The organism is Streptantibioticus rubrisoli (assembly GCF_024436055.1).
In the GTDB taxonomy this organism is placed as follows: Bacteria; Actinomycetota; Actinomycetes; order Streptomycetales; family Streptomycetaceae; genus Streptantibioticus_A; species Streptantibioticus_A rubrisoli.
In genome coordinates, this window is sequence record NZ_JANFNH010000007.1 from 66817 (window position 1) to 89995 (window position 23179).

Below are 23179 nucleotides of genomic sequence, written 5' to 3' on the forward strand. Positions count from 1 at the left end.
GTCGACCGCCAGCGCGGCCCGGGACCGTACCGCGTCAGCCACCCTGCACCACCACCTTGCGGGTCGCCACCGACTGCACCAGTTGCCCCACGCCCAGCAGCGCCACCGCCCATCCGGCCTGGAACGCCAGCGCCCACAGCACCCCGCTGCCGTGGTGCCGCCCGAGGAAGACATCGGCGGGCACCTGGAGCTGCGCCGACCACGGCAGCGCCCGGGCCAGCGTGCCGAGCCAGCCGGGAAAGACGGTGAGCGGCAGCACCATGCCGGAGAAGAACGTCGCCAGCAAGGCCGCCATCAGCAGCACTCCCGCGCCGTCCAGCAGCCAGAAGGTGGTGAGGGCCAGCAGATAGCGGATGGCGAAGCTGACCACCACCCCCAGCGCGACCGAGACCAGGAAGCAGCCCCAGACGGCCGCGCCGGTGGGCCAGGCCAGCCGGAACACCAGCGAGGCGGCGGCCATCGGCAGCAGCCCCCGACCGACCAGGTGGAACGCCGCCCGGCCGAGATCGGTGGCCAGCCACCACAGTTGCAGGTTCGCCGGGCGGTACAGGTCGATGGCCACGTCACCGGACCTGATGCGCTCCACGAGTTCCGCCTCGTGCCCGCCGCCGAGCAGCGCGGTGGTCATCAGCAGCGCCTGCCCGAGCCAGACGAAGGTCACCGCGTGTGGCAGGTCGTAGCCGCCCAGCCGGGGCCGTACGCTCCACAGCGCGATGTAGGTGTAGGCGACGATGAAGCCGAAGACGGTGTTGGTGAACACCCCGGCGAAGGTGGCCATCCGGTACGTCGCATAGCGGCGGAAGCCGCGCACCGCGACGGCCGCGTACAACCGCGCGCCACCACGCAGCCCCATCATCCGTCCCTCGCCCAGTGCGGGTCCGACCACCAGTGATCCACCGTCAGGCGGAAGTTCCGCAGTGTACGGGCGCGGATCCAACCGCTGCCACAGGTTTTGTGATCCGTTCCAGTGGAACGAGACAGCCGTTCGGGCCGTGGGACGGCCGTCGGGGTGCGCCCGCCGTGGGCGCGGAGCCTGATGGTGCGAGAGTGTCCCGCGGGACATCGCCTTTCCGCGGCGTTCGGGCCGCGGCGCAACCCCCACGGCGGCCAAGGAGTCCGTACAGACATGAGCGACGAGCAGCCGGAGCGTCAGGGACGCGGCACGGGGGACGGGGCCGCGCGCTCCCGGCGGACCGGTCTGCGCCGTCTCGTCCCCACCTGGCGGTTCACGCTCGGTGCGGTGCTGGTGTTCCTGATCGCGGCGTGCGGCGCGTTCATCGCCGGATACCTGCTGGTGCGGATCCCGGCGGCGAACACCATGGCGACCGCGCAGAGCAACGTCTTCCTCTACTCGGACGGCAAGACCGAACTGGCCCGCAGCGGCGCGGTCAACCGGGAGGAGATCCCGCTCAGCCAGGTGCCGCGCAGCACCCAGTACGCGGTGCTGGCCGCCGAGGACCGCGGCTTCTACCACGAGTCCGCGATCGACCCGCAGGCGATGGTACGGGCCGCCTGGAACACCGTCAGCGGCAAGGGCACCCAGTCGGGTTCGACCATCACCCAGCAGTACGTGAAGAACTACTACCTCAACCAGCAGCAGACCATCAGCCGCAAGGTCAAGGAGTTCTTCATCGCGATCAAGCTCGACCGCGAGCAGTCCAAGGACGAGATCCTCGAAGGCTATCTGAACACCAGTTACTTCGGCCGCAACGCCTACGGCATCCAGGCCGCCGCCCAGGCGTACTACGGCAAGGACGCCAGCAAGCTGAGCACCGCCGAGGGCGCCTACCTGGCCTCGCTGCTCAACGCGCCCAGCGCCTTCGACGTGGTCGCCGACCCGCAGAACAAGGACCGCGCGCTGGCCCGCTGGAACTACGTGCTGGACGGCATGGTCAAGCAGCACTGGCTGTCCGAGTCGCAGCGGGCGCACATGGCCTTCCCGACGCCCGGCAAGGCCAAGGCCAGCTCGGGCCTTTCCGGTCAGCGCGGCTATCTGGTGGAGGCGGTCAAGAACTACCTCACCCAGAACAAGATCATCGACGAGCAGACCCTGGCCGCGGGCGGCTACCGGATCACCACCACCATCGACAAGGGCAGACAGGACGCGTTCGTCAAGGCCGCCCAGGACCAACTCATCGGCAAACTCGACCCGTCGACCAACCCGACCGACAAGTACGTACGGGCGGGCGGCGTCTCCATCGACCCGGCCACCGGCAACGTGGTGGCGATGTACGGCGGCGTCGACTTCACCAAGCAGTACGTGAACAACGCGACCCGGCGCGACTACCAGGTCGGCTCCACCTTCAAGCCGTTCGTGTTCGCCTCCGCGGTGCAGAACAACTCCACCACCCAGGACGGCGAACCGATCACCCCTAACACCGTCTACGACGGCACCAACCACCGCCAGGTACAGGGCCCCGACGGGCCGGTGAACTACGCGCCCGCGAACGAGGACGACGTCGACTACGGCCAGATCAACGTCTCCACCGCGACCAACAAGTCGGTCAACGCCGTCTACGCGCAGATGGCCGAGGACGTCGGCCCGGACAAGGTGAAGGCCACCGCCACAAGCCTCGGACTGCCCGCCAGCACACCGGACTTGAGCGCCTACCCGTCCATCGCGCTCGGCGTGGCCACCGCCAGCCCACTGGACATGGCGCAGGCCTACGCGACGCTGGACAACCACGGCACGTACATCCCGTACAGGCTGGTGAGCAGCGTGGTCAAGGGCGGCAACCCGGTGTCGCTGCCGGGCCGCGACCACCGCCAGGCGGTGACCCGGGAGGCCGCCGACACCACCACCTCCATGCTGCAGAACGTGGTCAACGCCCCCGACGGCACCGGCACCGCCGCACAGGCCTCCGGGGTGCCGTCGGCGGGCAAGACCGGCACCGCCGAGGACGACAAGGCCGCCTGGTTCGCGGGCTACACCCCGAACCTGGTCACCGTGGTCGCCGTGATGGGCCAGAACTCCGACACCGGCCAGCAGATGAAGCTGTACGGCGCCACCGGCCTCGACCGGGTCAACGGCGGCGGTTTCCCGGCGCAGATCTGGGCGCAGTACACCGCGGACGCCGAGCGCGGCCAGTCGGTACCCGACTTCGACCTGCACCTGCAGTCCGGTGCCAGCCCGTCGCCCAGCGACTCCGCACCGGACACCAGCGCCCCACCGGAGGAGAGCTCCCCGCCGGACAGCGGCCCGCCGCAAAGCGGCCCACCGGACTCCCCGCCCGACTCACCGCCGCAGATGAGCCCGGTCACCGGCGGCCTGAACGGCGGCTTCGACCAGGGCGCCAGCGGCGGCCCGGACGGCGGCACGGGCAACGGCGGCCCCAGCGGCTCCACCGGGAGCCCCGGCTCGGGCGGCACGTCGACGGGCGCGGCGGGCGGCACCTCGTCCGGCACCTCGGACGGCGCGGGCTCCGGCGGCCCCGGCCCGGGCGGTGGCGGTGGTGGCGGTGCGAGCGGTACGCCGAGCGGCGGGCCGGGGGCGACCAGCGGGCCGCCCAGGACGTTCGCGCCGTAGCCGTTCAGCGCCCGCGGGTGGCCTCATTCAGTGCCCGCGGGGGGCCTCCAGGCCGACCACGGCGACGACCAGCAGACAGACGAAGAAGACCCGGGCGGCGGTGACCGGCTCGTGGAACAGCATCATGCCCAGCACCGCAGTGCCCACCGCGCCGATGCCCACCCACATCCCGTAGGCGGTGCCGATCGGCAGTTGCGCACCGCGAGCGCGAGCAACGCCATACTCGCCGCGATCCCGGCCACCGTGCCCAGGCTCGGCCACAGCCGGGTGAACCCCTCGCTGAACTTCATGCCGACCGACCAGGCGATCTCCAGCAGACCGGCGAGGAACCACAGGACCCAGGCCATGACGGCACCTCCGTGGTGGATGTCGCTACGGGGTGCGTCGTCTTTGCGGGTCCCGGTACGGCGCGTCTCGTCGGGTACCGCCGACCGTAACAAAGGCACGATGAAAGCGACGAAGCGGGCGGTGACCGGGATCACCGCCCGCTTCCCGCGGAAACCGCGGTTACAGATACAGGCCCGTGGAGTCCTCCGAGCCCTGGAGCCGCTCGGCGGCCACCGCGTGCAGGTCCCGCTCGCGCATCAGCACGTACCCGACACCGCGCACCTCGACCTCCGCGCGGTCCTCCGGGTCGAACAGCACCCGGTCACCGACCTCCACGGTCCGTACGTTCTGCCCGACCGCGACCACCTCGGCCCAGGCCAGCCGACGGCCCACCGCCGCCGTCGCCGGAATGAGGATGCCGCCGGACGAGCGGCGCTCGCCCTCCGAGATGTCGGTGCGTACCAGCACCCGGTCGTGCAGCATGCGGATGGGCAGCTTGTCGTGCGTACGCGCGTGCTGCGCGCCGCCACCGTCGAGGGACGTATTCGAGCTCACGGGCACGACGTTACCTGGCGTCCGGCGGGTGTGGCTCCCCGGCGCCCGGGATGAGCCGTTACACAACGCACAGCACGGGCCAAAACACGCTACTTCCGCTTGCCCCTGCCCCTGCCCCTGCCCCTGCCCCTGCCCTTGGCCGACCGCCCGGCCACCACCACGGCCAGCCCCACCACGACGACCGCCGCGGGCACGATGCGCTCCATCCGCGGTGCGCCGTCCGAGGCGAACAACTCGCCGCGCACACTGGTCACCGCCCGGTTCAACGCCACGTACGCGCGCCCGGCGGTGCGGTCCACCGTCTGTCGCACCGAAGCCGACGCGTTGCCGACGATGGTCCTGGGGTGCACCCGCACCCCGATCTCGTCCAGCGTCACGGCGAGCTCCTGCCGCCTGCGGACGATGTCCGCCTCGATCTGAGCGGGAGTCCTGCCCTCCGACACCGCGCTGCCTCCGTCACCTAGGCCGATACAACCGACATACCTTGCCGATCAGTTTGTCAGCTCCCCTTACGCCGCGCTGCCTGGCACCCCGATTAGGCTCACTGGGTAGCGAATCCGAGCCGTACCCGAGCCGTATCCGACGAGGAGCCCCAGCCATGAGCGAGCGCCTGACGCCCGGCGACACCGCCCCCGACTTCACCCTGCCGGACGCGGACGGCAACCCCGTCTCCCTCGCCGACCGCCGCGGCCGCAAGGTCATCGTCTACTTCTACCCCGCCGCCCTCACCCCCGGCTGCACCAAGCAGGCCTGCGACTTCACCGACAACCTCGAACTGCTCGCGGGCGCCGGGTACGAGGTCATCGGAGTCTCCCCCGACAAGCCGGAGAAGCTGGCGAAGTTCCGCGAGAAGGAGGACCTCAAGGTCACCCTGGTCGCCGACCCGGACAAGGAGGTGCTGTCGGCGTACGGCGCGTTCGGCGAGAAGAAGCTGTACGGGAAGACGGTGACCGGCGTGATCCGCTCCACCGTCATCGTCGACGAGCAGGGCAAGGTGGAGCGCGCCCTGTACAACGTCAAGGCGACCGGCCATGTCGCCAAGATCATCAAGGATCTGGGGATCTGAACGCGCGCCATGGACGAGGCCCCGGCGCGGCGGGCCCTCAATGGAGGGCACTCGGTGGAGCCGGGATGTGCTCACCGAAGCGGTCACGGTGTCGGCGAACATGAACGATGTCCTACGCCACCTCGGTCGGCACGTCGTGGGCAGGCATCACACCCACGACACCCGCCGGGTCAGGGCATTGGGAATCGATACATCACACTTCACCCGGGCAGCAGGCGGGAATGCGCACCCCAACTCGCCACGCGGCAAAGGCAGATCACCGGTACGGCGACCGGCTGGACGACCGGCCTGCCAACCTGCGGTTGTTGTGCCCCAACTGCCATGCCACGACGGGTACCTGGTGCCGTGGAAGTAGGTGTAGGTGGGCAACGCTCTTGGCCACCAGCCCGCAGTCGCGGCGCGACTACCCGCTACTATGGATCCATCTTGCGGCGGTGGCGCAGTTGGTTGACGCAGCAGACTTAGGATCTGTGGCCCCTGACCGGGCTTGAGGGTTCGAATCCCTTCCGCCGCACCGGCGGGGCCTGCGATTCCCAGGAGGGATCGCAGGCTCCTTTCTTAGCCCAGTTCTCGGCTCACCCCAGCACTTCCCGAACCACCGGAACCAGTGCCCGGAACGCCTTGCCGCGGTGGCTGATGGCGTTCTTCTCCTGGGGCGTCAGCTGGGCGCAGGTGCGGGTCTCGCCCTCGGGTTGCAGGATCGGGTCGTAGCCGAAGCCGCCGTCGCCTTCGGGGGCGTGGCGCAGGGTGCCGTCCAGGCGGCCCTCCACCACGTGTTCGGTGCCGTCCGGCAGGGCTAGGGCGGCGGCGCAGGCGAAGTGGGCGGCGCGGTGTTCGCTGTCGATGTCGGCGAGTTGGGCCAGCAGCAGTTCGAGGTTGGCCTGGTCGTCCCCGTGCCGTCCGGCCCAGCGGGCGGAGAAGATGCCGGGGGCGCCGCCGAGCACGTCGACGCACAGGCCGGAGTCGTCGGCGATGGCGGGCAGTCCGGTGGCCTGGGCGAGGGCGTGCGCCTTCAGCAACGCGTTCTCGGCGAAGGTGACGCCGGTCTCCTTGGTGTCCGGGACCTGCGGGTACGCGTCGGCGCCGACCAGTTCCACGTCCAGTCCGGCGTCGGCGAGGATGGCCCGCAGTTCGGCGACCTTGTTGGCGTTGCGGGTGGCGAGCACGAGCCGCTGCATGGTCTGGATCATCCCTTTCCGCACGAGGAAGTGAGCGCGCCCGCCGCCGCGTTGATCGGCCGGAGGTCGACGGGCTCTCCCTTGTCGAGCGCGTTCTTCGCGTTGGAGGCGGCCAGCGACAGGTCGGCCACCGCCTTGGTGGTGGCGCTGTTGCCGCCGCTGGTGAGCTGGTCGAGGTTGAGTTGGAGCTTGCGCAGCGCGGTGGCGGCGTCGCGCGGGTTGCCGGTGCCCTTGGCGACGGCGGCGCGCAGGTCCTTGACGTTGCCGTTCACAGCGTCGGCCACGGATGCGCAGTCGTGCTTGCCGCTCTGGCCGCCGCAGCCGGTGAGCAGCGCGAGGGCCAGGGCCGCGGCGGCGGTGGTGGTCAGTGCGGTACGCATGACGGTCAGCCCCGGACCTGGGCGAGCGCGGCGCGCTGGATGCCGTCGAGCTGGGCGGCGCCGGCGACGGCGAGGTCGAGCAGGGCGTTCAGCTCGGCGCGGTCGAAGGGGGCGCCTTCGGCGGTGCCCTGGACCTCCACGAAGCGGCCATCGCCGGTGCAGACCACGTTCATGTCGGTCTCGGCGCGCACGTCCTCCTCGTAGCACAGGTCGAGCATGGGGACGCCGTCGATGATGCCGACGCTGACCGCGCTGACCGCGCCGGTGAGCGGCTGCGCCTTGGCCTTGATCAGTTTCTTCTCCTGCGCCCAGCCGATGGCGTCGGCCAGTGCGACGTAGGCGCCGGTGATGGCGGCGGTGCGGGTGCCGCCGTCGGCCTGGAGCACGTCGCAGTCGAGCACGATGGTGTTCTCGCCGAGTGCCTTGTAGTCGATGACGGCGCGCAGCGAGCGGCCGATCAGGCGGGAGATCTCGTGGGTGCGGCCGCCGATGCGGCCCTTGACGGCCTCGCGGTCGCCGCGGGTGTTGGTGGCGCGCGGCAGCATCGCGTACTCGGCGGTGACCCAGCCCTCGCCGCTGCCCTTGCGCCAGCGCGGTACGCCCTCGGTGACGCTGGCGGTGCACAGCACGCGGGTGTCGCCGAAGGAGACCAGGACGGAGCCTTCCGCGTGCTTGCTCCATCCGCGTTCGATGGTGACCGGGCGGAGCTGTTCTGGGGTGCGGCCGTCGATGCGAGACATGGGCACGACCCTATCGACAAACCGGACGGGGTCCGCTCCGGGTGTGGAGCGGACCCCGTCCGGGCGCTTGGCGGCGCCTTACATCATGTCCTCGATCTCGGCGGCGATCGGGTCGGCGTCGGTGCCGATGACGACCTGGATGGCGGTGCCCATCTTCACCACGCCGTGTGCGCCGGCGGCCTTGAGGGCGGCCTCGTCGACCAGGGAGGGGTCGTTGACCTCGGTGCGCAGCCGCGTGATGCAGCCCTCGACCTCTTCGATGTTGTCGAGCCCGCCGAGCCCGGCGACGATCTTCTCAGCCTTGCTGGCCATGTCCACTCCTGTTGTCTCAGGCCCTCGGCAGCCCGCGTTCGCGTACCGCGCGCGCCGTGAAGAATCCACACGTTAACGCACGTTTGGCCCACCTTCGCGAGCGGTTGGCCGCCATCTGCCGAATGATGACGATCGCTGGCGGCGCACCCGCTGGGGCAGTCCAACACCCGCACTGTGACTGGTCTACACCATCTTGTGGTGCCCGCCAAACCCGGCAACAGCCCGCCAGGAGGTGGCCGATGAGCTCGCAGGGCGCCACCGGTCGGGCGCCGGTTCGGAAGTGGACGGCGTCGCTGTTCCAGGGCGCGCAGAAGATGGGCCGCAGCCTTCAGCTGCCGATCGCCGTGCTGCCCGCGGCGGGCATCCTCAACCGGCTCGGTCAGGACGATGTGTTCGGTCGCGCCGGGCTGGGCTGGAGTGGTGTGGCCAGGGTTTTCGCGGGCGCGGGTGGGGCGCTGTTGGACTCCTCGCTGGGGCTGCCGCTGCTGTTCTGTGTGGGGGTGGCCATCGGGATGGCGAAGAAGGCGGACGGCTCCACGGCGCTCGCCGCGGTCGCCGGGTTCCTGGTCTACTACGGCATCCTGCACCAGTTCCCGCGGTGCCCGGCGGGCGCGCGGTTCGCTGCGGCGAGTTGTCTTGCCGGGTCCGGCGCCACCGTGCCCGTGTACCAGAACCCGGGCGTATTCGGCGGGATCGTGCTGGGGCTGCTGACCGCCTTCTTCTGGCAGCGCTTCCATCGGGTGCGGCTGGTGGACTGGCTGGGCTTCTTCAACGGCCGCCGTCTGGTGCCGATCGTGATGTCCTTCGTGGCGCTGGTCTTCGCGGTGCTGTGCCTGTTGGTCTGGCCGCCGGTGGGTGCCGGACTGACCACGTTCAGCAAATGGATCAGCGATCTGGGTGCGATCGGGTCCGGGGTGTTCGGGGTGGCCAACCGGGCGCTGCTGGTGGTGGGGCTGCACCAGTTCCTCAACACCTTCGTGTGGTTCCAGTTCGGCAGTTACACCAAGCCGGACGGCACGGTGGTGCACGGTGACATCAACCGTTTCCTGGCGGGCGATCCGGCGGCCGGGCAGTTCACCTCCGGGTTCTTCCCGATCATGATGTTCGCGCTGCCCGCCGCGGCGCTGGCGATCACCCACTGCGCGCGTCCCGACCGGCGCAAGGCGATCGGCGGGATGATGCTCTCGGTCGGTCTGACCTCGTTCGTCACCGGCATCACCGAGCCGATCGAGTACTCGTTCTTGTTCATCGCGCCGCTGCTGTACGCGGTGCACGCGGTGCTCACCGGCGTTTCGATGGCGATCACCTGGGGCCTCGGTGTGCATGACGGGTTCAGTTTCTCGGCCGGGCTGATCGACTACGTGATCAACTGGAGCCTGGCGACGAAGCCCTGGCTGATCATTCCGATCGGGCTGTGCTTCGCGGTCGTCTACTACGTGGTCTTCCGTTTCGCGATCACCAGGTTCGACCTGCCGACACCAGGCCGTGAACCGGAAGAAGACGCTGAGGACACCACGGACACCACCAAGGCGTAGGACCTGGCGGTATAGCGGGCGTCATAACGGATTGGCGGCGTGTCGGCGTTGCTTGAAATCATGGATTCCTTTATGCGGCTCCGACGTGTTACAACAGGTCTACACCACTGAGTGGTGTAGACCAGAGCCGCGGGCCGTCCCCCTCAGAGCCCGCCTCTCACCAGGAGGAATCTGATGAGTACGGCCACCGCTTCGGCGGCGCCCGCGACCGCGAAGAAGCGGGGCGCCAGCTTCATGCAGGGTATGCAGAAGGTCGGCCGCAGCCTGCAGCTGCCCGTCGCCGTTCTGCCCGCCGCCGCCATCCTGCTGCGGCTCGGCCAGGACGACGTCTTCGGCAAAGCCGGGCTGCACTGGGGCAAGGTCGCCACGGTCTTCGCCACCGCGGGCGGCGCCCTCTTCGACAACCTGCCGCTGCTGTTCTGCATCGGTGTCGCCATCGGCTACGCGAAGAAGGCCGACGGTTCCACCGCGCTCGCCGCTCTAGTCGGTTATCTGGTCTACCACAACGTACTGACCGCTTTCCCGGTTGCCGGTTCCGTCACCAAGGCGCTTCCGCAGGGCACCCCGCAGAACCCGGGCGTGCTCGGTGGCATCGTGATCGGTCTGGTGAGCGCCATCGTCTGGCAGCGGTTCCACCGCACCAAGCTGGTGGACTGGCTGGGCTTCTTCAACGGCCGCCGTCTGGTGCCGATCCTGATGGCCTTCATCGGCACCGGCTTCGGCGTGCTGTTCGGTCTGCTGTGGGGTCCGATCGGCACCGGACTGGGTCGCTTCAGCGACTGGCTGACCGGTCTGGGCTCGGCGGGCGCCGGTATCTACGGCGTGGCCAACCGGGCGCTGATCCCGGTCGGCATGCACCAGTTCCTCAACACCTTCTTCCAGCAGCAGGTCGGTACCTTCACGCACGCCGGGAAGGTCGTCCACGGTGACATCCCGCGGTTCTTCGCGGGCGACCCGACCGCTGGCCAGTTCATGTCCGGCTTCTTCCCGATCATGATGTTCGGCCTGCCCGCCGCCGCGATCGCGATCGCGCACTGCGCCCGCCCCGAGCGCCGCAAGGCCGTGATGGGCATGATGATCTCGGTCGCGCTGACCGCCTTCGTCACCGGTGTCACCGAGCCGATCGAGTTCACCTTCTTGTTCATCGCCCCGGTGCTGTACGCCATTCACGCGGTGCTCACCGGTATATCCATGGCCGTCACCTGGGGCCTGGGCGTACACGACGGCTTCGGGTTCTCGGCCGGGCTGATCGACTACCTGCTCAACTGGAACCTGGCCACCAAGCCCTGGCTGATCATCCCGATCGGCCTGTGCTTCGCGGTCGTCTACTACGTGGTGTTCCGCTTCGCGATCACCAAGTTCAACATCCCCACCCCGGGCCGCGAGCCCGAGGAGGAGGTCGAGGAACTCACCAAGGCGTAAGGCCGGTACAAGGCCCCGGAACCTGGCGGTTCCGGGGCCTTTTCGTGTGCGGCGGGGGGATCGGGGCTCGCCGACCGCGCCCCCGGGCGGGCAAAGCCGCGTGGGCCTACAGCTCGTACACCGCGCCGCTGCGGGCCAGCTCCACGGGGCCGTCGTACGCGACGCGCGCGTCGGCGAGGCTGACCTGGGGGTCGGTCCACGGGGGGATGTGGGTCAGCACCAGTCGGTGGACCCCGGCCCGGGTGGCGTGCTCGCCCGCCTCGCGGCCGTTCAGATGCAGCGCGGGCACGTCCTCCTTGCCGTAGGTGAACGACGCCTCGCACAGGAAGAGGTCGGTGCCCCGCGCGAGGGAGAGCAGCGACTCGCACGGCCCGGTGTCCCCGGAGTACGTCAGTGACCGCCCGCCGTGCTCCACCCGGAACGCGAACGCCTCCACCGGATGGCAGACTCGCTCGGTGCGCACGGTGAACGGGCCGACGCAGAAGGTGCCCGGGGTGAGGGTGCGGAAGTCGAAGACCTCGCTCATGGACTTGTCGTCCGGCTCCTCCCCGTACGCGGTGGCCAGCCGGGCCTCGGTGCCCTCCGGTCCGTAGACCGGGATCGGGTCCGGCATGCCGCCGTCGTAGCGGTAGTAGCGGGCGACGAAGTAGCCGCACATGTCGACGCAGTGGTCCGCGTGCAGATGGCTCAGCAGGACCGCGTCCAGGTCGTACAGGCCGATGTGGCGCTGCAGTTCGCCAAGGGCGCCGTTGCCCATGTCGAGGAGCAGCCGGAAGCCGTCGGCTTCGACGAGGTAGCTCGAACAGGCCGAGTCCGCGGACGGGAACGACCCCGAGCAGCCGACGACGGTGAGCTTCATGCAGGAGCCTCCAGGCTTGGGTCCGGGGGTCTTGCGCGGTCGGGTGCGGTCACCCACCCGGAGGCATCACTTCGTCGTGAGCGCGCCGCCGGGTGCGTGGTGCGGATTCCATGGCCCGCCATTGTGCAGTCGAGAGTAAGGCGGGGTGACCGTCGGCGCGCCTTAGCCAGGCACGGTTGTGGGCGGAATCACCAGTCCGTGTTCCGCCAAGCCGGTTGTCGGATCGCCCTGATCCGTTGCTGTCGCCGCGGGGGCGCTACGCCCAGAGTTGGCCGTGCAGCGCCTCGATCGCGGCCTCGGTGGAGGGGGCGGTGTAGATGCCCGTCGACAGGTACTTCCAGCCGCCGTCGGCGACCACGAAGACCACGTCGGCGCTCTCCCCGGCGCGCAGCGCCTTGTTGGCCACGCCCAGGGCCGCGTGCAGCGCCGCGCCGGTGGAGACGCCCGCGAAGATGCCCTCCTCGCGCAGGAGTTCACGGGTACGGCGCACGGCGTCCTGGCTGCCGACCGAGTAGCGGGTGGTGAGCACCGACTCGTCGTACAGCTCCGGCACGAACCCCTCGTCGAGGTTGCGCAGGCCGTAGACCACGTCGTCGTAGCGCGGCTCGGCGGCGACGATCGACACGCCGGGCACCTTCTCGCGCAGATAGCGGCCGACGCCCATCAGCGTGCCGGTGGTGCCCAGGCCCGCCACGAAGTGGGTGATGGTCGGCAGGTCGGCGAGGATCTCCGGGCCGGTGGTGGCGTAGTGAGCGGCGGTGTTGGCGGGGTTGCCGTACTGGTAGAGCATCACCCAGTCCGGGTGTTCCGCGCTCAGCTCCTTGGCCACCCGTACCGCGGTGTTGGAGCCGCCCGCGGCGGGCGAGGAGATGATCTGCGCGCCCCACATCGCCAACAGCTCGCGCCGCTCCTGCGAGGTGTTCTCCGGCATCACGCAGACGATGCGGTAGCCCTTGAGCTTGGCCGCCATCGCCAGCGAGATGCCGGTGTTGCCGGACGTCGGCTCCAGGATGGTGCAGCCGGGGGTCAACGTCCCGTCCCGCTCGGCCTGTTCGATCATGTGGAGCGCGGGGCGGTCCTTGATCGAACCGGTGGGGTTGCGGTCCTCCAGCTTGGCCCACAGCGTCACGTTGTCCGACGGGGACAGACGTGCCAGCCGTACCAGCGGGGTGTTGCCGACCGCGGCGAGCGGGTTGTCGTACCGCATCAGCGGGCTCCCGCCCGCCGCCCGGCCACCACCCCGGCAGGACGGGGCTCCGCCCCGGCCCCTCCTGCTACCGCGGGCAGGATCGTCACGTTGTCGCCGTCCGACAGCTTCGTCTGGATGCCCTCCAGGAACCGCACGTCCTCGTCGTTGAGGTAGACGTTGACGAACCGGCGCAGTTCCTCGCCCTCCACCACGCGCTCGCGGATGCCCGGGTAGCGGGTGTCGAGGTCGGTGAACAGCTCGGCGAGGGTCTCGCCAGCGCCCTCGACGGACTTCTTGTCGCCGGTGTAGGTGCGGAGGATGGTCGGAATGCGGACCTCGATGGCCATGGATGCGCTCCAGGTGCGGAAGGAAGACAGGGCACGCACGGCCGCGGGGCCGCGCCGAGCAGCGGGCTGAGCAGGGTCGGGCGGGAGCCGTACGGGGCTCAGGCCGGACGGTGCGCCGCGCGGGTACACATGGCGCTGGCGAGACGGCACAGGTCGACGTGCAGCCGCGCGACAAGTAGCGCGCCCGGCGCCTTCTCGCTGTCGCTCACGTCGTGGACAACCATGCGGACATCGTATCGATTCCCCTCGTCAGCCCCAGTGCGTTGTCCCAGCATGCGGACAGCGGTGGGCGCACCCGAACTAAGCCGCGTAGCTTGCCACGATTTCCACCGGTTCCTCGGTGACCTCGCCATCCACGATGCGGAACGAGCGGAACGACACCGGTCCCTCGTCATTGCCGCACTCGGCGGTGGATACCAGGACATAGTGGGCGCCCGGCTCGTTGGCGTACGAGATGTCGGTACGGGAGGGGTAGGCCTCGGTGGCGGTGTGCGAGTGGTAGATGACGACCGGTTCCTCGTCGCGGTCGTCCATCTCGCGGTAGAGCTTGAGCAGGTCCGTGGAGTCGAACTCGTAGAACGTGGGCGAACGGGCCGCGTTCAGCATCGGGACGAAGCGCTCGGCGCGTCCGGTACCGGCCGGTCCCGCGACGACCCCGCACGCCTCGTCGGGGTGGTCGGCCCGCGCATGGGCGACGATGGCGTCGTACAGGGCCTGGGTGATGGTGAGCATGCACTAGAGCATAAGAGTGACGCGGAGCGTCTCGATTGAGGGTGGTGGTGGGCGACGGGCGGGCATAAGAGTGAAGCGGAGCGTCTCGATTGAGGGTGGTGGCACGGGAAAGGGCCGCCCCGGGCAGTTGGGGCGGCCCTCCTCGTGTCCTTACGCCTCGACGCGCTCGGCCTCGCGCTCGACCTGGACGTCCTTCTTCGCGAAGACCTCCGGGCGGCGGGCCCGGATCCCGAAGTATGAGACGACCATGATCAGCGCCCAGATCGGGGCGCAGTACAGCGAGACCCGGGCGTCCTGGTCGACACCCATCTCCACGATCACCAGGCCGATGAAGGCCAGCGCGATCCAGCTCGTCCACGGCGCGCCCGGCATCCGGAAGTCGGAGGCCGGGAGCCGACCGAGCCGAACCGCCCGGCGGTACCGCAGATGGGAGCAGAGGATCATGATCCAGGCCCACATACCGGAGATGGTCGCGAACGAGACCACGTAGTTGAACGCGTTCGACGGCCACTGGTAGTTGATCCACACGCCGACCAGCATGAAGGCACCGGAGACGGTGGTGCCCAGCAGCGGTGTGCCGTTGCGGGTGAGCTTGGTGAACGCCTTCGGGCCCTGGCCGTTGAGCGCGAGGTCGCGCAGCATGCGGCCGGTGGAGTACATACCGGAGTTGCAGGACGACAACGCCGCACTCAGCACGACGAAGTTGACGATTCCGGCGCCGAGCGGCAGCCCGACCTTGGCGAAAGCGGCGACGAACGGGCTTACGCCGGGCTTGAATTCGGTCCACGGCACCAGCGACATGATGATGACGAGCGCGCCGACGTAGAACAGCCCGATGCGCCACGGCACCGTGTTGATCGCCTTGGGCAGCACGGTCTTCGGGTCCTTGGACTCGCCCGCGGTGACACCCACCAACTCCACGGCGAGGAAGGCGAACATCACGACCTGAAGGGTCATCAGCGTGCCGCCGATGCCCTTGGGGAAGAACCCGCCGTCATGCCACAGGTGGGTGATCGACGCGGTGTCACCGGCCTTGGAGAAGCCGAGGGTGAGCACTCCGACGCCGATCAGGATCATGCCGATGATCGCGGTCACCTTGACCATCGAGAACCAGAACTCCAACTCACCGAAGAGTTTCACGGAGATGAGGTTCACGAAGTACAGGGCGATGGTGAAGACCAGCGCTGACGTCCACTGCGGAACGCCCGGCCACCAGTACTGGACGTAGCTCGCGGCGGCGGTCACCTCGGTGATGCCGGTGACCACCCAGAAAAGCCAGTAGGTCCAGCCGGTGACATAGCCGAAGAACGAGCCGAGGAATTCCCGGGCGTACTCGGAGAAGCTTCCCGACACCGGGCGGTACATGAGCAGTTCGCCCAGCGCCCGCATGATGAGGAAGATGACGATGCCGACCACGGCGTACGCCAGGATGAGACTGGGACCGGCCTTGGAGATCGCCTTTCCGGCGCCGAGGAAAAGACCGGTGCCGATCGCGCCGCCAATGGCGATCATCTGGATCTGACGGTTGCCGAGCCCTCGGTGATAACCCTCTTCGGAGGATTCCGCCGCGCTGTCGTCGATTGGTTTGACCTGCTCTGAGGTCATGGTGGTGTGCGCCTTTCTCCACGTCTGCACGCCCGGCCGGTACTACATGACCGGACCGGGTACCGATTCCCCCGGATGGAGTCGCACGCCGACGATCGGTCGGCACAGCGCCGCCGTGTGGACATGGGTGGCGTCCTACGGCTGGTCGTGGATTCCTATCACGAGTCTGAGGATGATCGACGCACACGTATGTGACGGAGGTCACCGATAAGCAGGGTGAAAACCGGCATATGCGGACGAAGCCCGTATCACGGGTAACCCGATCGTTATGCGGAGTTGAGCGTCCGCTGAGCGAACAACCGGTGAACCGCCGGGTACGGCACTACGGCAGCAGCGTCTCGATCAGTGACTCCTGCAGGCCCCCCAGCCACATGTACGCCATCATCAGCGGCTTGCGCGGATCGTCGTCCGGCAGCCGGTACAGGTCGCTGTCCGGATCGTCGTCCACTTCCAGCCGGGTGCCGATGGTCAGCCGCAGGTCGTTGAGCGCGCCGAGCCAGTGCTGGGCCTGGTCGCCGGTCACCTTGAGCACCGCTCCCCGGTCGCCGGCCGGGGTGAGCGCGTCGAGCGCACGGACCACGGCGAGCGCGTCCTCGCGCTTGCGGGCCCGCAGGTCGTTCTCGGTGTAGCGGCGGAACTCGGCGGAGGCCGCCTCGGCCGCGGCGTCCGACGCCCGCTCCGGGTCGCAGTAGGCGTTGGGGAACAGCCGGGCGAGCGCGGGGTCGGACGGCGGTTGGGTGGGTCCCTCGGCGAGCAGCGCGGCCAGCGGGTCGCTGTCGTCCGCGGACCCGCCGGGCCCGGGGCCGATCAGCTCCAGGAACTGGACGGCGAGGCTGCGGAGGATGGAGATCTCCACCTCGTCGAGGGCGATCGCGGCTCCGCCGTCGGGGGCGGCTTCGAAGTATCCGGCCATGAGGCCCGTATGTCTCCGGGTAGTCGAAGGGGTCAGCGGTCCTGGCTGAGCGTGGCCCACAGACCGTAGCCGTGCATGGCCTGTACGTCGCGTTCCATCTCTTCACGGGTACCGCTGGAGACGACGGCGCGGCCCTTGTGGTGGACGTCCAGCATCAGCTTCTTGGCCTTGTCCTTCGGATAACCGAAGTAGGCCTGGAAGACGTAGGTCACGTAGCTCATCAGGTTGACCGGGTCGTTGTGGACGATCGTCACCCAAGGGACGTCGGGTTTCGGCTGCTCGGAGACGGCCTCGCTCGACTCGGTCCGCTCGATCTCCATGGGTGCGACACTCACCCTTCCCATGCTACGGCGCCACCGACTCGCGTCAGATGGCGCCCACCGTTGGGCGCGGCGCGCTTCCGCTCCGCGGGGGTTGGGGGCCTCGGCGCCCTTGTGGATTCTCGGGGTGCGGTTCCGGATTCTCGGGCGCGGTGGGTTCGAGACCGCCGGGCTCCTTGGGTGTGGTTGTCCGCCGTCGCGGCGGGGAGTTCTTTCCGGCGGAACCTTCGGCTGATCGCTCGTCGAGTCACCCGCGTCCGCTGCGAGCGAGACCTCCGGACCGCTTGGGTGTAGTTGCCCGCCGTCGCGGCGGGGAGTTCGTTGCGGGCCAGCCGATTACCCGGCGGGAACTTCCTACCGGCGGATCAACTGCCGCTGACTGCCCGCCGGGTTACCCCTCTGCGCCGCAGCGGCGAGCAACCACGTTCATGGAGCCCGGTGGTTCGACGGTGGCGAACCGTCAGGGCGCGGTACGAGAGCGACGCAGATCACGCCCCCGGTAATCGTCACAATGACGATTACCGGGTAGCATCGCACACATGGACACTCCAGCGATGTTGGCCGGGTCTGCTCTCGGGCTGCCGGTCGCGGTGCCGTCGACCGCGCTGTTCACGGACCGGTACGAGCTGACGATGCTGCAGGCCGCGCTGCGCAGCGGAGCGGCCCGTCGCCACTCGGTCTTCGAGGTCTTCACCCGCCGCCTGCCGGAAGGCCGCCGCTACGGCGTCGTCGCGGGCACCGGCCGGGTGCTGGACGCGGTGGAGAACTTCCGGTTCGACGCCGACGTGCTGAGCTTCCTCTCCCGCGAGAAGGTCGTCGACCGCGCCACCTTGGACTGGCTGGCCGATTTCCGCTTCACCGGCGACATCCACGGCTACCCCGAGGGCGAGGTCTACTTCCCCGGCTCGCCGATCCTGCGGGTCGAGGGCACGTTCGGCGAAGCCATCCTGCTGGAGACGCTGATCCTGTCGATCCTCAACCACGACTCGGCGGTCGCCGCCGCCGCGTCCCGGATGGCGGTCGCCGCGGGCAGCCGCCCGCTGATCGAGATGGGCGCCCGCCGTACCCACGAACTGGCCGCGGTGGCCGCGGCCCGCGCCGCGTACGTGGGCGGCTTCGCCACCACCTCAGACCTGGCCACGGGCTTCCGCTACAACATCCCGACGGTCGGCACCAGCGCCCACGCCTTCACCCTGCTGCACGACACCGAGCGCGACGCGTTCACCGCCCAGGTGGACGCCCTCGGTGCCGGAACGACTCTGCTGGTCGACACCTACGACCTGAGCGAAGCGGTGCGCACCGCCGTGGAGGTCGCCGGACCCGAGCTGGGCGCCGTCCGCATCGACTCGGGCGACCTGCTGCTGCTCGCCCACCGGGTGCGCCAGCAACTCGACTCGCTGGGCGCGCAGAACACCAAGATCGTGGTCACCTCCGACCTGGACGAGTACGCCATCGCCTCGCTGGCCGCCGCCCCCGTCGACGCGTACGGCGTGGGCACCTCGCTGGTCACCGGCAGCGGCCATCCGACCTGCTCGATGGTCTACAAGCTGGTCGCCCGCGCCCGGCGCGACGCCGACGGCCCGGACAGCCCGCTGGTCCCGGTGGCGAAGAGGTCGCTGGGCGGCAAGGCCAGCATCGGCGGCCGCAAGTGGGCGGCCCGCCGACTGGACGCGGACGGTGTCGCCGAGGCCGAGGTGGTCGGCACCGGACCGATACCGGCCGAGCTGGCCGACCAGCAGCTGCTGGTCCCGCTGGTGCTGCGCGGCGAGGTGGTGGCCCGCGAGCCGCTGGACGCGGCGCGCACCCGGCACATCCAGGCGCGGGCCGGACTGCCGCTGTCCGCGACCCAGTTGTCGCGCGGTGAGCCGGTGCTGCCCACGGATTTCGTGTGACCGATACCCGGCTGGGTACTGACAGGTGGGGCAACTCCCCGATCCGGTACTACGCTTAGGGCCTTACGAAAGGCGTGCACCATGCACCGGGCACTGATCGTCGTTGACGTACAGAACGACTTCTGTGAGGGCGGCAGTCTGGCGGTGGAGGGCGGGGCCGACGTGGCCGCCGCGATCACCGACCTGGTCGGCGCCACCGGAAGCGTGTATCGGCATGTGGCGGCCACCAGGGACTGCCACATCGCACCAGGAGCCCACTTCTCCGACCACCCCGACTTCCAGGACAGTTGGCCCACGCACTGTGTGGCGGGCACCGAGGGCGTGGGCTTCCATCCGAACTTCGCGCCCGCCGTGGCCTCCGGCGCGATCGACGCGGTCTTCGACAAGGGCGCCTACGCGGCCGCGTACAGCGGCTTCGAGGGCGTGGACGAGAGCGGGCTGGGCCTCGCCCAGTGGCTGCGCGACCGTGGCGTGGACGAGGTCGACATCGTCGGCATCGCCACCGACCACTGTGTGCGCGCCACCGCGCTGGACGCGGTGCGCGAGGGCTTCGCCACCCGGGTGCTGCTCGACCTGACCGCGGGCGTGCTGCCGGAGACCACCGAGCGGGCGCTGGAGGAGATGCGCCGGGCCGGGGTGGAACTGAGCGGCACACCGGTGGTGGGCGGCAAGCCGGTGGTGGCGGACTGACGTCCTCAGCTGGCCGTGCCGAGTCGGCGCAGCGCCCGTAGCGGATGCCACAGCTCGGTGTCGTCGGCGTGCCGGGGCCGCCAGACCAGGCCGTCCGGATGGTGCAGCACGGCGCTGATCTCGTCCGGGGTGGGCGGCTCCGCGTTGCCGCTCAGCCGGACCGCGCGGAAGCCGAGGTTCCGCACCCGGGTCAGGGCGCGCTGCCGGTTGACCGCGTACACCAGCACCCGTACGGCGGCGGCGTGGCCGTCGCCGCCGGGGCGGGGCAGCGTCAGCGCCACGACAACGTTGCCGTTGGGAAGCTTGGCGAAACCACCGGCGGCCACGGCGTCTCCTCACGAGTGGGACATACCGACAAGAACGATGATCAGGCCGAGGGGCTTCCCTCCGCCAGACGGCGTTGTCCCACGCTCGGGTCATCCCGCGGGGTTGCGCGAGATCTGTACGTGAGGCTTTGGCAGGCGCACTGTGAATCCGTGCGCCCCCTGTGCTCCGTACGATCGGTTAGGTCACGCTTACCGGACGTTCCCATCGGGCATGCGGACTCGTAGAGTCATCGGGCGACACATCAAACACGCGAACGACGAAGAACGGACAACGCCCGACCGACTGACGTACCCCCCCGCATCGAGGACGGATACCGCCATGCCGCGCCCGACTCCCGCCCAGCTCGCCTATGGTTCGGCCACCGTCGTCTTCTCCACCATCGCCATGCTGCTGCTCTCCCGAGCCAGTTCGGGTGCGGGAGTCATCGTGATCGCGCTCGCCGGGCTGGCGCTCGGGGTGCTCGTCGCACTGACCTTCACCCTGCCCTGGGGAGCGCAGACCACCCGGCAGTCCCGATCGGCCGAGCCGACCGCCCCGGCGCGTGGACACCGGGTGCCGCGTGCCCGTACCGGAGGCGCCGCCGAGCCGGTGCTCAGCGATCACTCGCTGCCGCACTGAACCGGGCGCCCGCGGTCACTGCGCGGAGACCACCACGGTCCTCGCGGCCTTGTCGTGCAGTGCGTGGTGGTACGGCTCGTCCCACAGCAGCCACAGGACGTTGATCAGCCAGAACAGCGAACCGCAGCACGGCACGATCGGCGGCAGCGCGTAGACGGCCGCGCGGGTCCAGCCGGGTTGACCGGCCGGTACCGCGCCGTCGCGCAGCATCGCGACACGGATCTTCATCGCCATCTTGCCGAAGGTCTGGCCGCGGGTGGTGAGCATGTAGCCGTCGTAGCCGAAGTACACCACGGCGTAGATGATTTCCTGCCAGAAGCTGCGGCCCGCCCGGTTGTAGTCGTAGCCGCCGAAGGCGAAGCCCAGGATGATGCTGAGCGGGATGCCGACGATCAGCGCGTCGATGATCCTGGCGACCAGCCGCTTGAGCCGGTTGGCGAGCGGCGGCATCCCGGCCAGCGGATCGGCCTCGGTACGGTCGCCGACCGGCGGTGGCGGCATCCGGCCGTACGGCGGCTCGCCCGCGGCACCGCTGGGCTCACCGGTGGGGCGGCCGGGTTCACCCCCGGGGCCGCTGGGCTCGCCGGGGCCGCTGGGTCGCTGTGGTGGCTCCTCGCCGGGGCCGCTGGGGCGCTCCGGGGGCTCCTCGCCCGGACCGGGCGTCGGCTGATCGGTGCTCATGGACCGAGTCAAACCCGGCTGTCAGCGCTCCGCCCGTGGTCACACCCGTTCGGGGGACGCCGGTGTACGGCTCAGCTGCCGCCCGCGACGAAGGTGCGGGCCGCCTTGTCGTGCCAGCACTGCCGCCACGGGCGGTCGAACAGGCACCACACGACGTTGACCACGCCCACCACCAGGAAGTCGAGCAACTGGCGCACCAGCATGCGGCGCAGCGCCTGGCCGAAGCCCGGGGTGAGCTGCGACTCGATGTCGAGCACCCGAAGGTTGAGCAGCTTCTTGCCCAGCGTGCGGCCCCACTTGGCGGTGGGCAGCGCCTCGTAGAGCACTCCGGCCACGAGCAACACGGCCAGCACGATGCCCAGGTAGAGGCCGGTGGTGCCGTCGATCAGCCAGACCTGGACATTCTCGCCGCTCTGCCGGGCGGCGTCGATCTTGTCCTGGACGTGCCGTACGGAGGCGGTGACCAGCGGGAAGGCGGCCGCCGCGACCACTGCCCCGACCAGCAGGCTGTCGATGATCCGGGCGACCAGTCGGCGCCCGGTACCGGCCGGGCGGGCCTGCTCCTGGGCCTGCAGGAAGGGGTTGGCGGCCGGTGGACGCCACGGCAGCGCCTGCCCCGCCGCGCCGCCGTCACCGGCCAGCTCCTGCACCTGCCGCTGCCACGGCACGGGGTCGCTGCCCGCCTGGGGATAGCCGTAGCCGCCCGGCACCGGCTCGCCGCCCGGTTGCGGGAACCCGTAGCCGCCCGGCACGGGAGCCTGCGGCGGGTAGGCGTAGGCGGCCTGGCCGGGGGCGAGAGGGGTGCCGCTCCCGGCGCTCTGGGGGTACGAGTAGCCCCCGGGTGGCTGCGCGGCTGGCGTCCCGCCAGGTGCCGCCTCCGGCACGACCGCGGGCGCCCCCGCCGCCGGGCCGGAAACCGGCACCCCGGACCCCGGCGGACCGAACCCGGCCACCGCCCCGCCACCGGGCACACCGGCCCCAGCACCGGGCGCGCCGGTCCCAGCCCCCGGCGCCCCAGCACCCGCGCCGGGAGCCCCGGAACCAGCGGCACCGACCCCAACACCGGGCGCCGCCGAACCAGGAGCACCGCCACCCACACCGGTCGCGCCGGAGCCACTGGCACCGCCACCCACACCCGGCGCCCCCGACCCAGCCGCACCGCCCGCCGCCCCGCCGGAACCACCCGTACCGGCGACAGCCGCGCCCCCCGAGGCGCCCGTACCGGCGACAGCCGCGCCCCCCGGGGCGCCCGCGCCGGGGTCCGCGGTACCGGTACCGGCCGCGTCCGCCGTGGAACCGGCCTCGCCCTCCGAACCCCACCTCACCTTGCGGGCGGCCTCGCCAACCCCGGTCTGCTGGGCCGGATCCGCCTTCCAGGAGGTCTCGGACGTGGTGGCGGTCTGCGCCACCGGCGCCGCCGGGTCCTCGTCGAGGAACATCGGACCGGACTCGTCGATCGCCGGGGTCCGCGGCGGCGCCTGCGGGGTCACCGAGGGCGGCACCACCTTCGCGGCGGCCGGGGGCGGGGCGAGAGTCTCGCCCGGCGCGGGCGCCGGGCGGCTGGTTCCGGGAACCCACGCCGCACCGTTCCAGTACCGGACATATCCCGGAATCGACGGGTCTGGGTAATACCCTTCGCGCGGCACCTGCTCACCACCGTCACCGGAGGTCACCACGGCCCCCAACTCCCATCTGGCCAACGTGCCCGGGCGCGACACCCCCGGGAAGGACAACTAGCGAAGACATTAACGAACAACCGTGACCTCGGTAGACGGCCGCGGACACGGACCCGAGCACCGTCAACACGTGCGACGCACGCCCGTACGGACGCACCCGCCCACCGGTCCTCTTTAGCCGCTCCGGGCCCACGCTGACGGCGGTTCCGGAAAATCTCAACATCGCGGTCCGAAGTCGCGTAATGGTGTCGGAGGAATGCGCTCTCTCCCGGTGCGGCCCCCGCAGCGT

25 protein-coding genes, 1 tRNA gene, 2 pseudogenes and 1 riboswitch are annotated in these 23179 nt (G+C 70.1%); of the genes and pseudogenes, 9 read left to right on the forward strand and 19 right to left on the reverse strand.

The window, feature by feature from the left end; genetic code table 11:
* Window positions 1–34: 34 nt before the first annotated feature.
* Complete coding sequence (locus NON19_RS10555; protein ID WP_255926805.1) at window positions 35–853, reverse strand: ABC transporter permease; 819 nt, start codon at window positions 851–853, stop codon at window positions 35–37.
* Between the two features lie 273 nt (window positions 854–1126).
* Between NON19_RS10555 and NON19_RS10560 the strand changes: the two genes are divergently transcribed.
* The gene (locus tag NON19_RS10560; protein ID WP_255926643.1) at window positions 1127–3526 is read left to right on the forward strand and encodes a transglycosylase domain-containing protein; all 2400 of its coding nucleotides are present in this window, start codon (window positions 1127–1129) and stop codon (window positions 3524–3526) included.
* A 27-nt stretch (window positions 3527–3553) separates the two neighbouring features.
* Here NON19_RS10560 and NON19_RS10565 read toward each other — a convergent pair.
* From NON19_RS10565 to NON19_RS10575, 3 genes and pseudogenes are all read right to left on the reverse strand, one after another.
* Window positions 3554–3873 (reverse strand): annotated as a pseudogene (locus NON19_RS10565) (DMT family transporter).
* 31 nt (window positions 3874–3904) lie between these two features.
* Window positions 3905–3975, reverse strand: a riboswitch (guanidine-III (ykkC-III) riboswitch).
* Between the two features lie 58 nt (window positions 3976–4033).
* Window positions 4034–4336 carry a GroES family chaperonin gene (locus NON19_RS10570; RefSeq protein ID WP_255926807.1) on the reverse strand — a complete coding sequence of 101 codons (303 nt, stop codon included), beginning with the start codon at window positions 4334–4336 and terminating at the stop codon, window positions 4034–4036.
* Between the two features lie 161 nt (window positions 4337–4497).
* On the reverse strand, window positions 4498–4851 hold the full coding sequence (locus tag NON19_RS10575) for a DUF3618 domain-containing protein (protein ID WP_255926645.1): 354 nt from the start codon (window positions 4849–4851) through the stop codon (window positions 4498–4500).
* 155 nt (window positions 4852–5006) lie between these two features.
* On the opposite strand from NON19_RS10575, the gene bcp reads away from it, so the two are divergent.
* From bcp to NON19_RS10590, 3 genes and pseudogenes are all read left to right on the forward strand, one after another.
* The gene (bcp, locus tag NON19_RS10580; protein WP_255926647.1) at window positions 5007–5474 is read left to right on the forward strand and encodes a thioredoxin-dependent thiol peroxidase; all 468 of its coding nucleotides are present in this window, start codon (window positions 5007–5009) and stop codon (window positions 5472–5474) included.
* 248 nt (window positions 5475–5722) lie between these two features.
* A pseudogene (locus NON19_RS10585) lies at window positions 5723–5830 on the forward strand (zinc finger domain-containing protein); the annotation flags it as partial.
* Window positions 5831–5902: 72 nt separating this feature from the next.
* Window positions 5903–5988, forward strand: a tRNA-Leu gene (locus tag NON19_RS10590).
* 61 nt (window positions 5989–6049) lie between these two features.
* Here the strand turns inward: NON19_RS10590 and rdgB are convergent.
* The 4 genes from rdgB to NON19_RS10610 all read right to left on the reverse strand — a co-directional run bounded on the left by rdgB (window position 6050) and on the right by NON19_RS10610 (window position 8090).
* Window positions 6050–6652 (reverse strand): RdgB/HAM1 family non-canonical purine NTP pyrophosphatase, encoded by a 603-nt coding sequence (rdgB, locus tag NON19_RS10595; protein WP_255926649.1) that lies wholly within the window; start codon window positions 6650–6652, stop codon window positions 6050–6052.
* A gap of 8 nt (window positions 6653–6660) precedes the next feature.
* Window positions 6661–7032, reverse strand: coding sequence for a hypothetical protein (locus NON19_RS10600; RefSeq protein ID WP_255926651.1), 372 nt, complete (start codon window positions 7030–7032; stop codon window positions 6661–6663).
* A gap of 5 nt (window positions 7033–7037) precedes the next feature.
* Window positions 7038–7772 carry a ribonuclease PH gene (gene rph, locus NON19_RS10605; RefSeq protein ID WP_255926653.1) on the reverse strand — a complete coding sequence of 245 codons (735 nt, stop codon included), beginning with the start codon at window positions 7770–7772 and terminating at the stop codon, window positions 7038–7040.
* 78 nt (window positions 7773–7850) lie between these two features.
* Window positions 7851–8090: a PTS sugar transporter subunit IIB gene (locus tag NON19_RS10610; protein ID WP_255926655.1), complete on the reverse strand. Its 240-nt coding sequence runs from the start codon at window positions 8088–8090 to the stop codon at window positions 7851–7853.
* Between the two features lie 233 nt (window positions 8091–8323).
* Between NON19_RS10610 and NON19_RS10615 the strand changes: the two genes are divergently transcribed.
* Together NON19_RS10615 and NON19_RS10620 are read left to right on the forward strand one after the other, a co-directional pair.
* Window positions 8324–9619, forward strand: coding sequence for a PTS transporter subunit EIIC (locus NON19_RS10615; RefSeq protein ID WP_255926657.1), 1296 nt, complete (start codon window positions 8324–8326; stop codon window positions 9617–9619).
* A gap of 174 nt (window positions 9620–9793) precedes the next feature.
* On the forward strand, window positions 9794–11041 hold the full coding sequence (locus NON19_RS10620) for a PTS transporter subunit EIIC (protein ID WP_255926659.1): 1248 nt from the start codon (window positions 9794–9796) through the stop codon (window positions 11039–11041).
* Window positions 11042–11147: 106 nt separating this feature from the next.
* Here NON19_RS10620 and NON19_RS10625 read toward each other — a convergent pair whose 3' ends face one another.
* The 8 genes from NON19_RS10625 to clpS form a co-directional block, all read right to left on the reverse strand.
* On the reverse strand, window positions 11148–11900 hold the full coding sequence (locus NON19_RS10625; RefSeq protein WP_255926661.1) for an MBL fold metallo-hydrolase: 753 nt from the start codon (window positions 11898–11900) through the stop codon (window positions 11148–11150).
* A 256-nt stretch (window positions 11901–12156) separates the two neighbouring features.
* Window positions 12157–13107 (reverse strand): PLP-dependent cysteine synthase family protein, encoded by a 951-nt coding sequence (locus NON19_RS10630; protein WP_255926663.1) that lies wholly within the window; start codon window positions 13105–13107, stop codon window positions 12157–12159.
* Window positions 13107–13436, reverse strand: a complete 330-nt coding sequence (locus NON19_RS10635) for a MoaD family protein (protein WP_255926665.1) — start codon at window positions 13434–13436, stop codon at window positions 13107–13109. Before NON19_RS10635 ends, NON19_RS10630 begins: the two co-directional genes overlap by 1 nt.
* Window positions 13437–13534: 98 nt before the next feature.
* Window positions 13535–13660: a putative leader peptide gene (locus tag NON19_RS10640; protein WP_255926816.1), complete on the reverse strand. Its 126-nt coding sequence runs from the start codon at window positions 13658–13660 to the stop codon at window positions 13535–13537.
* A gap of 76 nt (window positions 13661–13736) precedes the next feature.
* On the reverse strand, window positions 13737–14168 hold the full coding sequence (locus NON19_RS10645) for a M67 family metallopeptidase (RefSeq protein WP_255926667.1): 432 nt from the start codon (window positions 14166–14168) through the stop codon (window positions 13737–13739).
* 150 nt (window positions 14169–14318) lie between these two features.
* Entirely contained in the window at window positions 14319–15773 is a 1455-nt protein-coding gene (locus NON19_RS10650) for an amino acid permease (protein WP_255926669.1), read from the reverse strand.
* Window positions 15774–16095: 322 nt separating this feature from the next.
* A complete protein-coding gene (locus NON19_RS10655) occupies window positions 16096–16686 on the reverse strand; it encodes a DUF2017 domain-containing protein (protein WP_255926671.1) in 591 nt (196 codons plus the stop codon).
* Between the two features lie 32 nt (window positions 16687–16718).
* Window positions 16719–17030 (reverse strand): ATP-dependent Clp protease adapter ClpS, encoded by a 312-nt coding sequence (gene clpS, locus NON19_RS10660; protein ID WP_255926673.1) that lies wholly within the window; start codon window positions 17028–17030, stop codon window positions 16719–16721.
* Between the two features lie 515 nt (window positions 17031–17545).
* On the opposite strand from clpS, the gene NON19_RS10665 reads away from it, so the two are divergent.
* Window positions 17546–18898, forward strand: coding sequence for a nicotinate phosphoribosyltransferase (locus tag NON19_RS10665; protein ID WP_372514075.1), 1353 nt, complete (start codon window positions 17546–17548; stop codon window positions 18896–18898).
* An 81-nt stretch (window positions 18899–18979) separates the two neighbouring features.
* Window positions 18980–19588: a nicotinamidase gene (locus NON19_RS10670; protein ID WP_255926675.1), complete on the forward strand. Its 609-nt coding sequence runs from the start codon at window positions 18980–18982 to the stop codon at window positions 19586–19588.
* Between the two features lie 5 nt (window positions 19589–19593).
* On the opposite strand, the gene NON19_RS10675 is transcribed toward NON19_RS10670, so the two are convergent.
* Window positions 19594–19914, reverse strand: a complete 321-nt coding sequence (locus NON19_RS10675; protein ID WP_255926677.1) for a hypothetical protein — start codon at window positions 19912–19914, stop codon at window positions 19594–19596.
* A 319-nt stretch (window positions 19915–20233) separates the two neighbouring features.
* Between NON19_RS10675 and NON19_RS10680 the strand changes: the two genes are divergently transcribed.
* Window positions 20234–20533 (forward strand): hypothetical protein, encoded by a 300-nt coding sequence (locus NON19_RS10680; RefSeq protein WP_255926679.1) that lies wholly within the window; start codon window positions 20234–20236, stop codon window positions 20531–20533.
* 15 nt (window positions 20534–20548) lie between these two features.
* Here the strand turns inward: NON19_RS10680 and NON19_RS10685 are convergent, their stop codons facing one another.
* Window positions 20549–21214, reverse strand: coding sequence for an RDD family protein (locus NON19_RS10685; protein WP_255926681.1), 666 nt, complete (start codon window positions 21212–21214; stop codon window positions 20549–20551).
* A gap of 71 nt (window positions 21215–21285) precedes the next feature.
* Window positions 21286–22890, reverse strand: coding sequence for an RDD family protein (locus NON19_RS10690; RefSeq protein ID WP_255926683.1), 1605 nt, complete (start codon window positions 22888–22890; stop codon window positions 21286–21288).
* Between the last annotated feature and the right edge of the window lie 289 nt (window positions 22891–23179).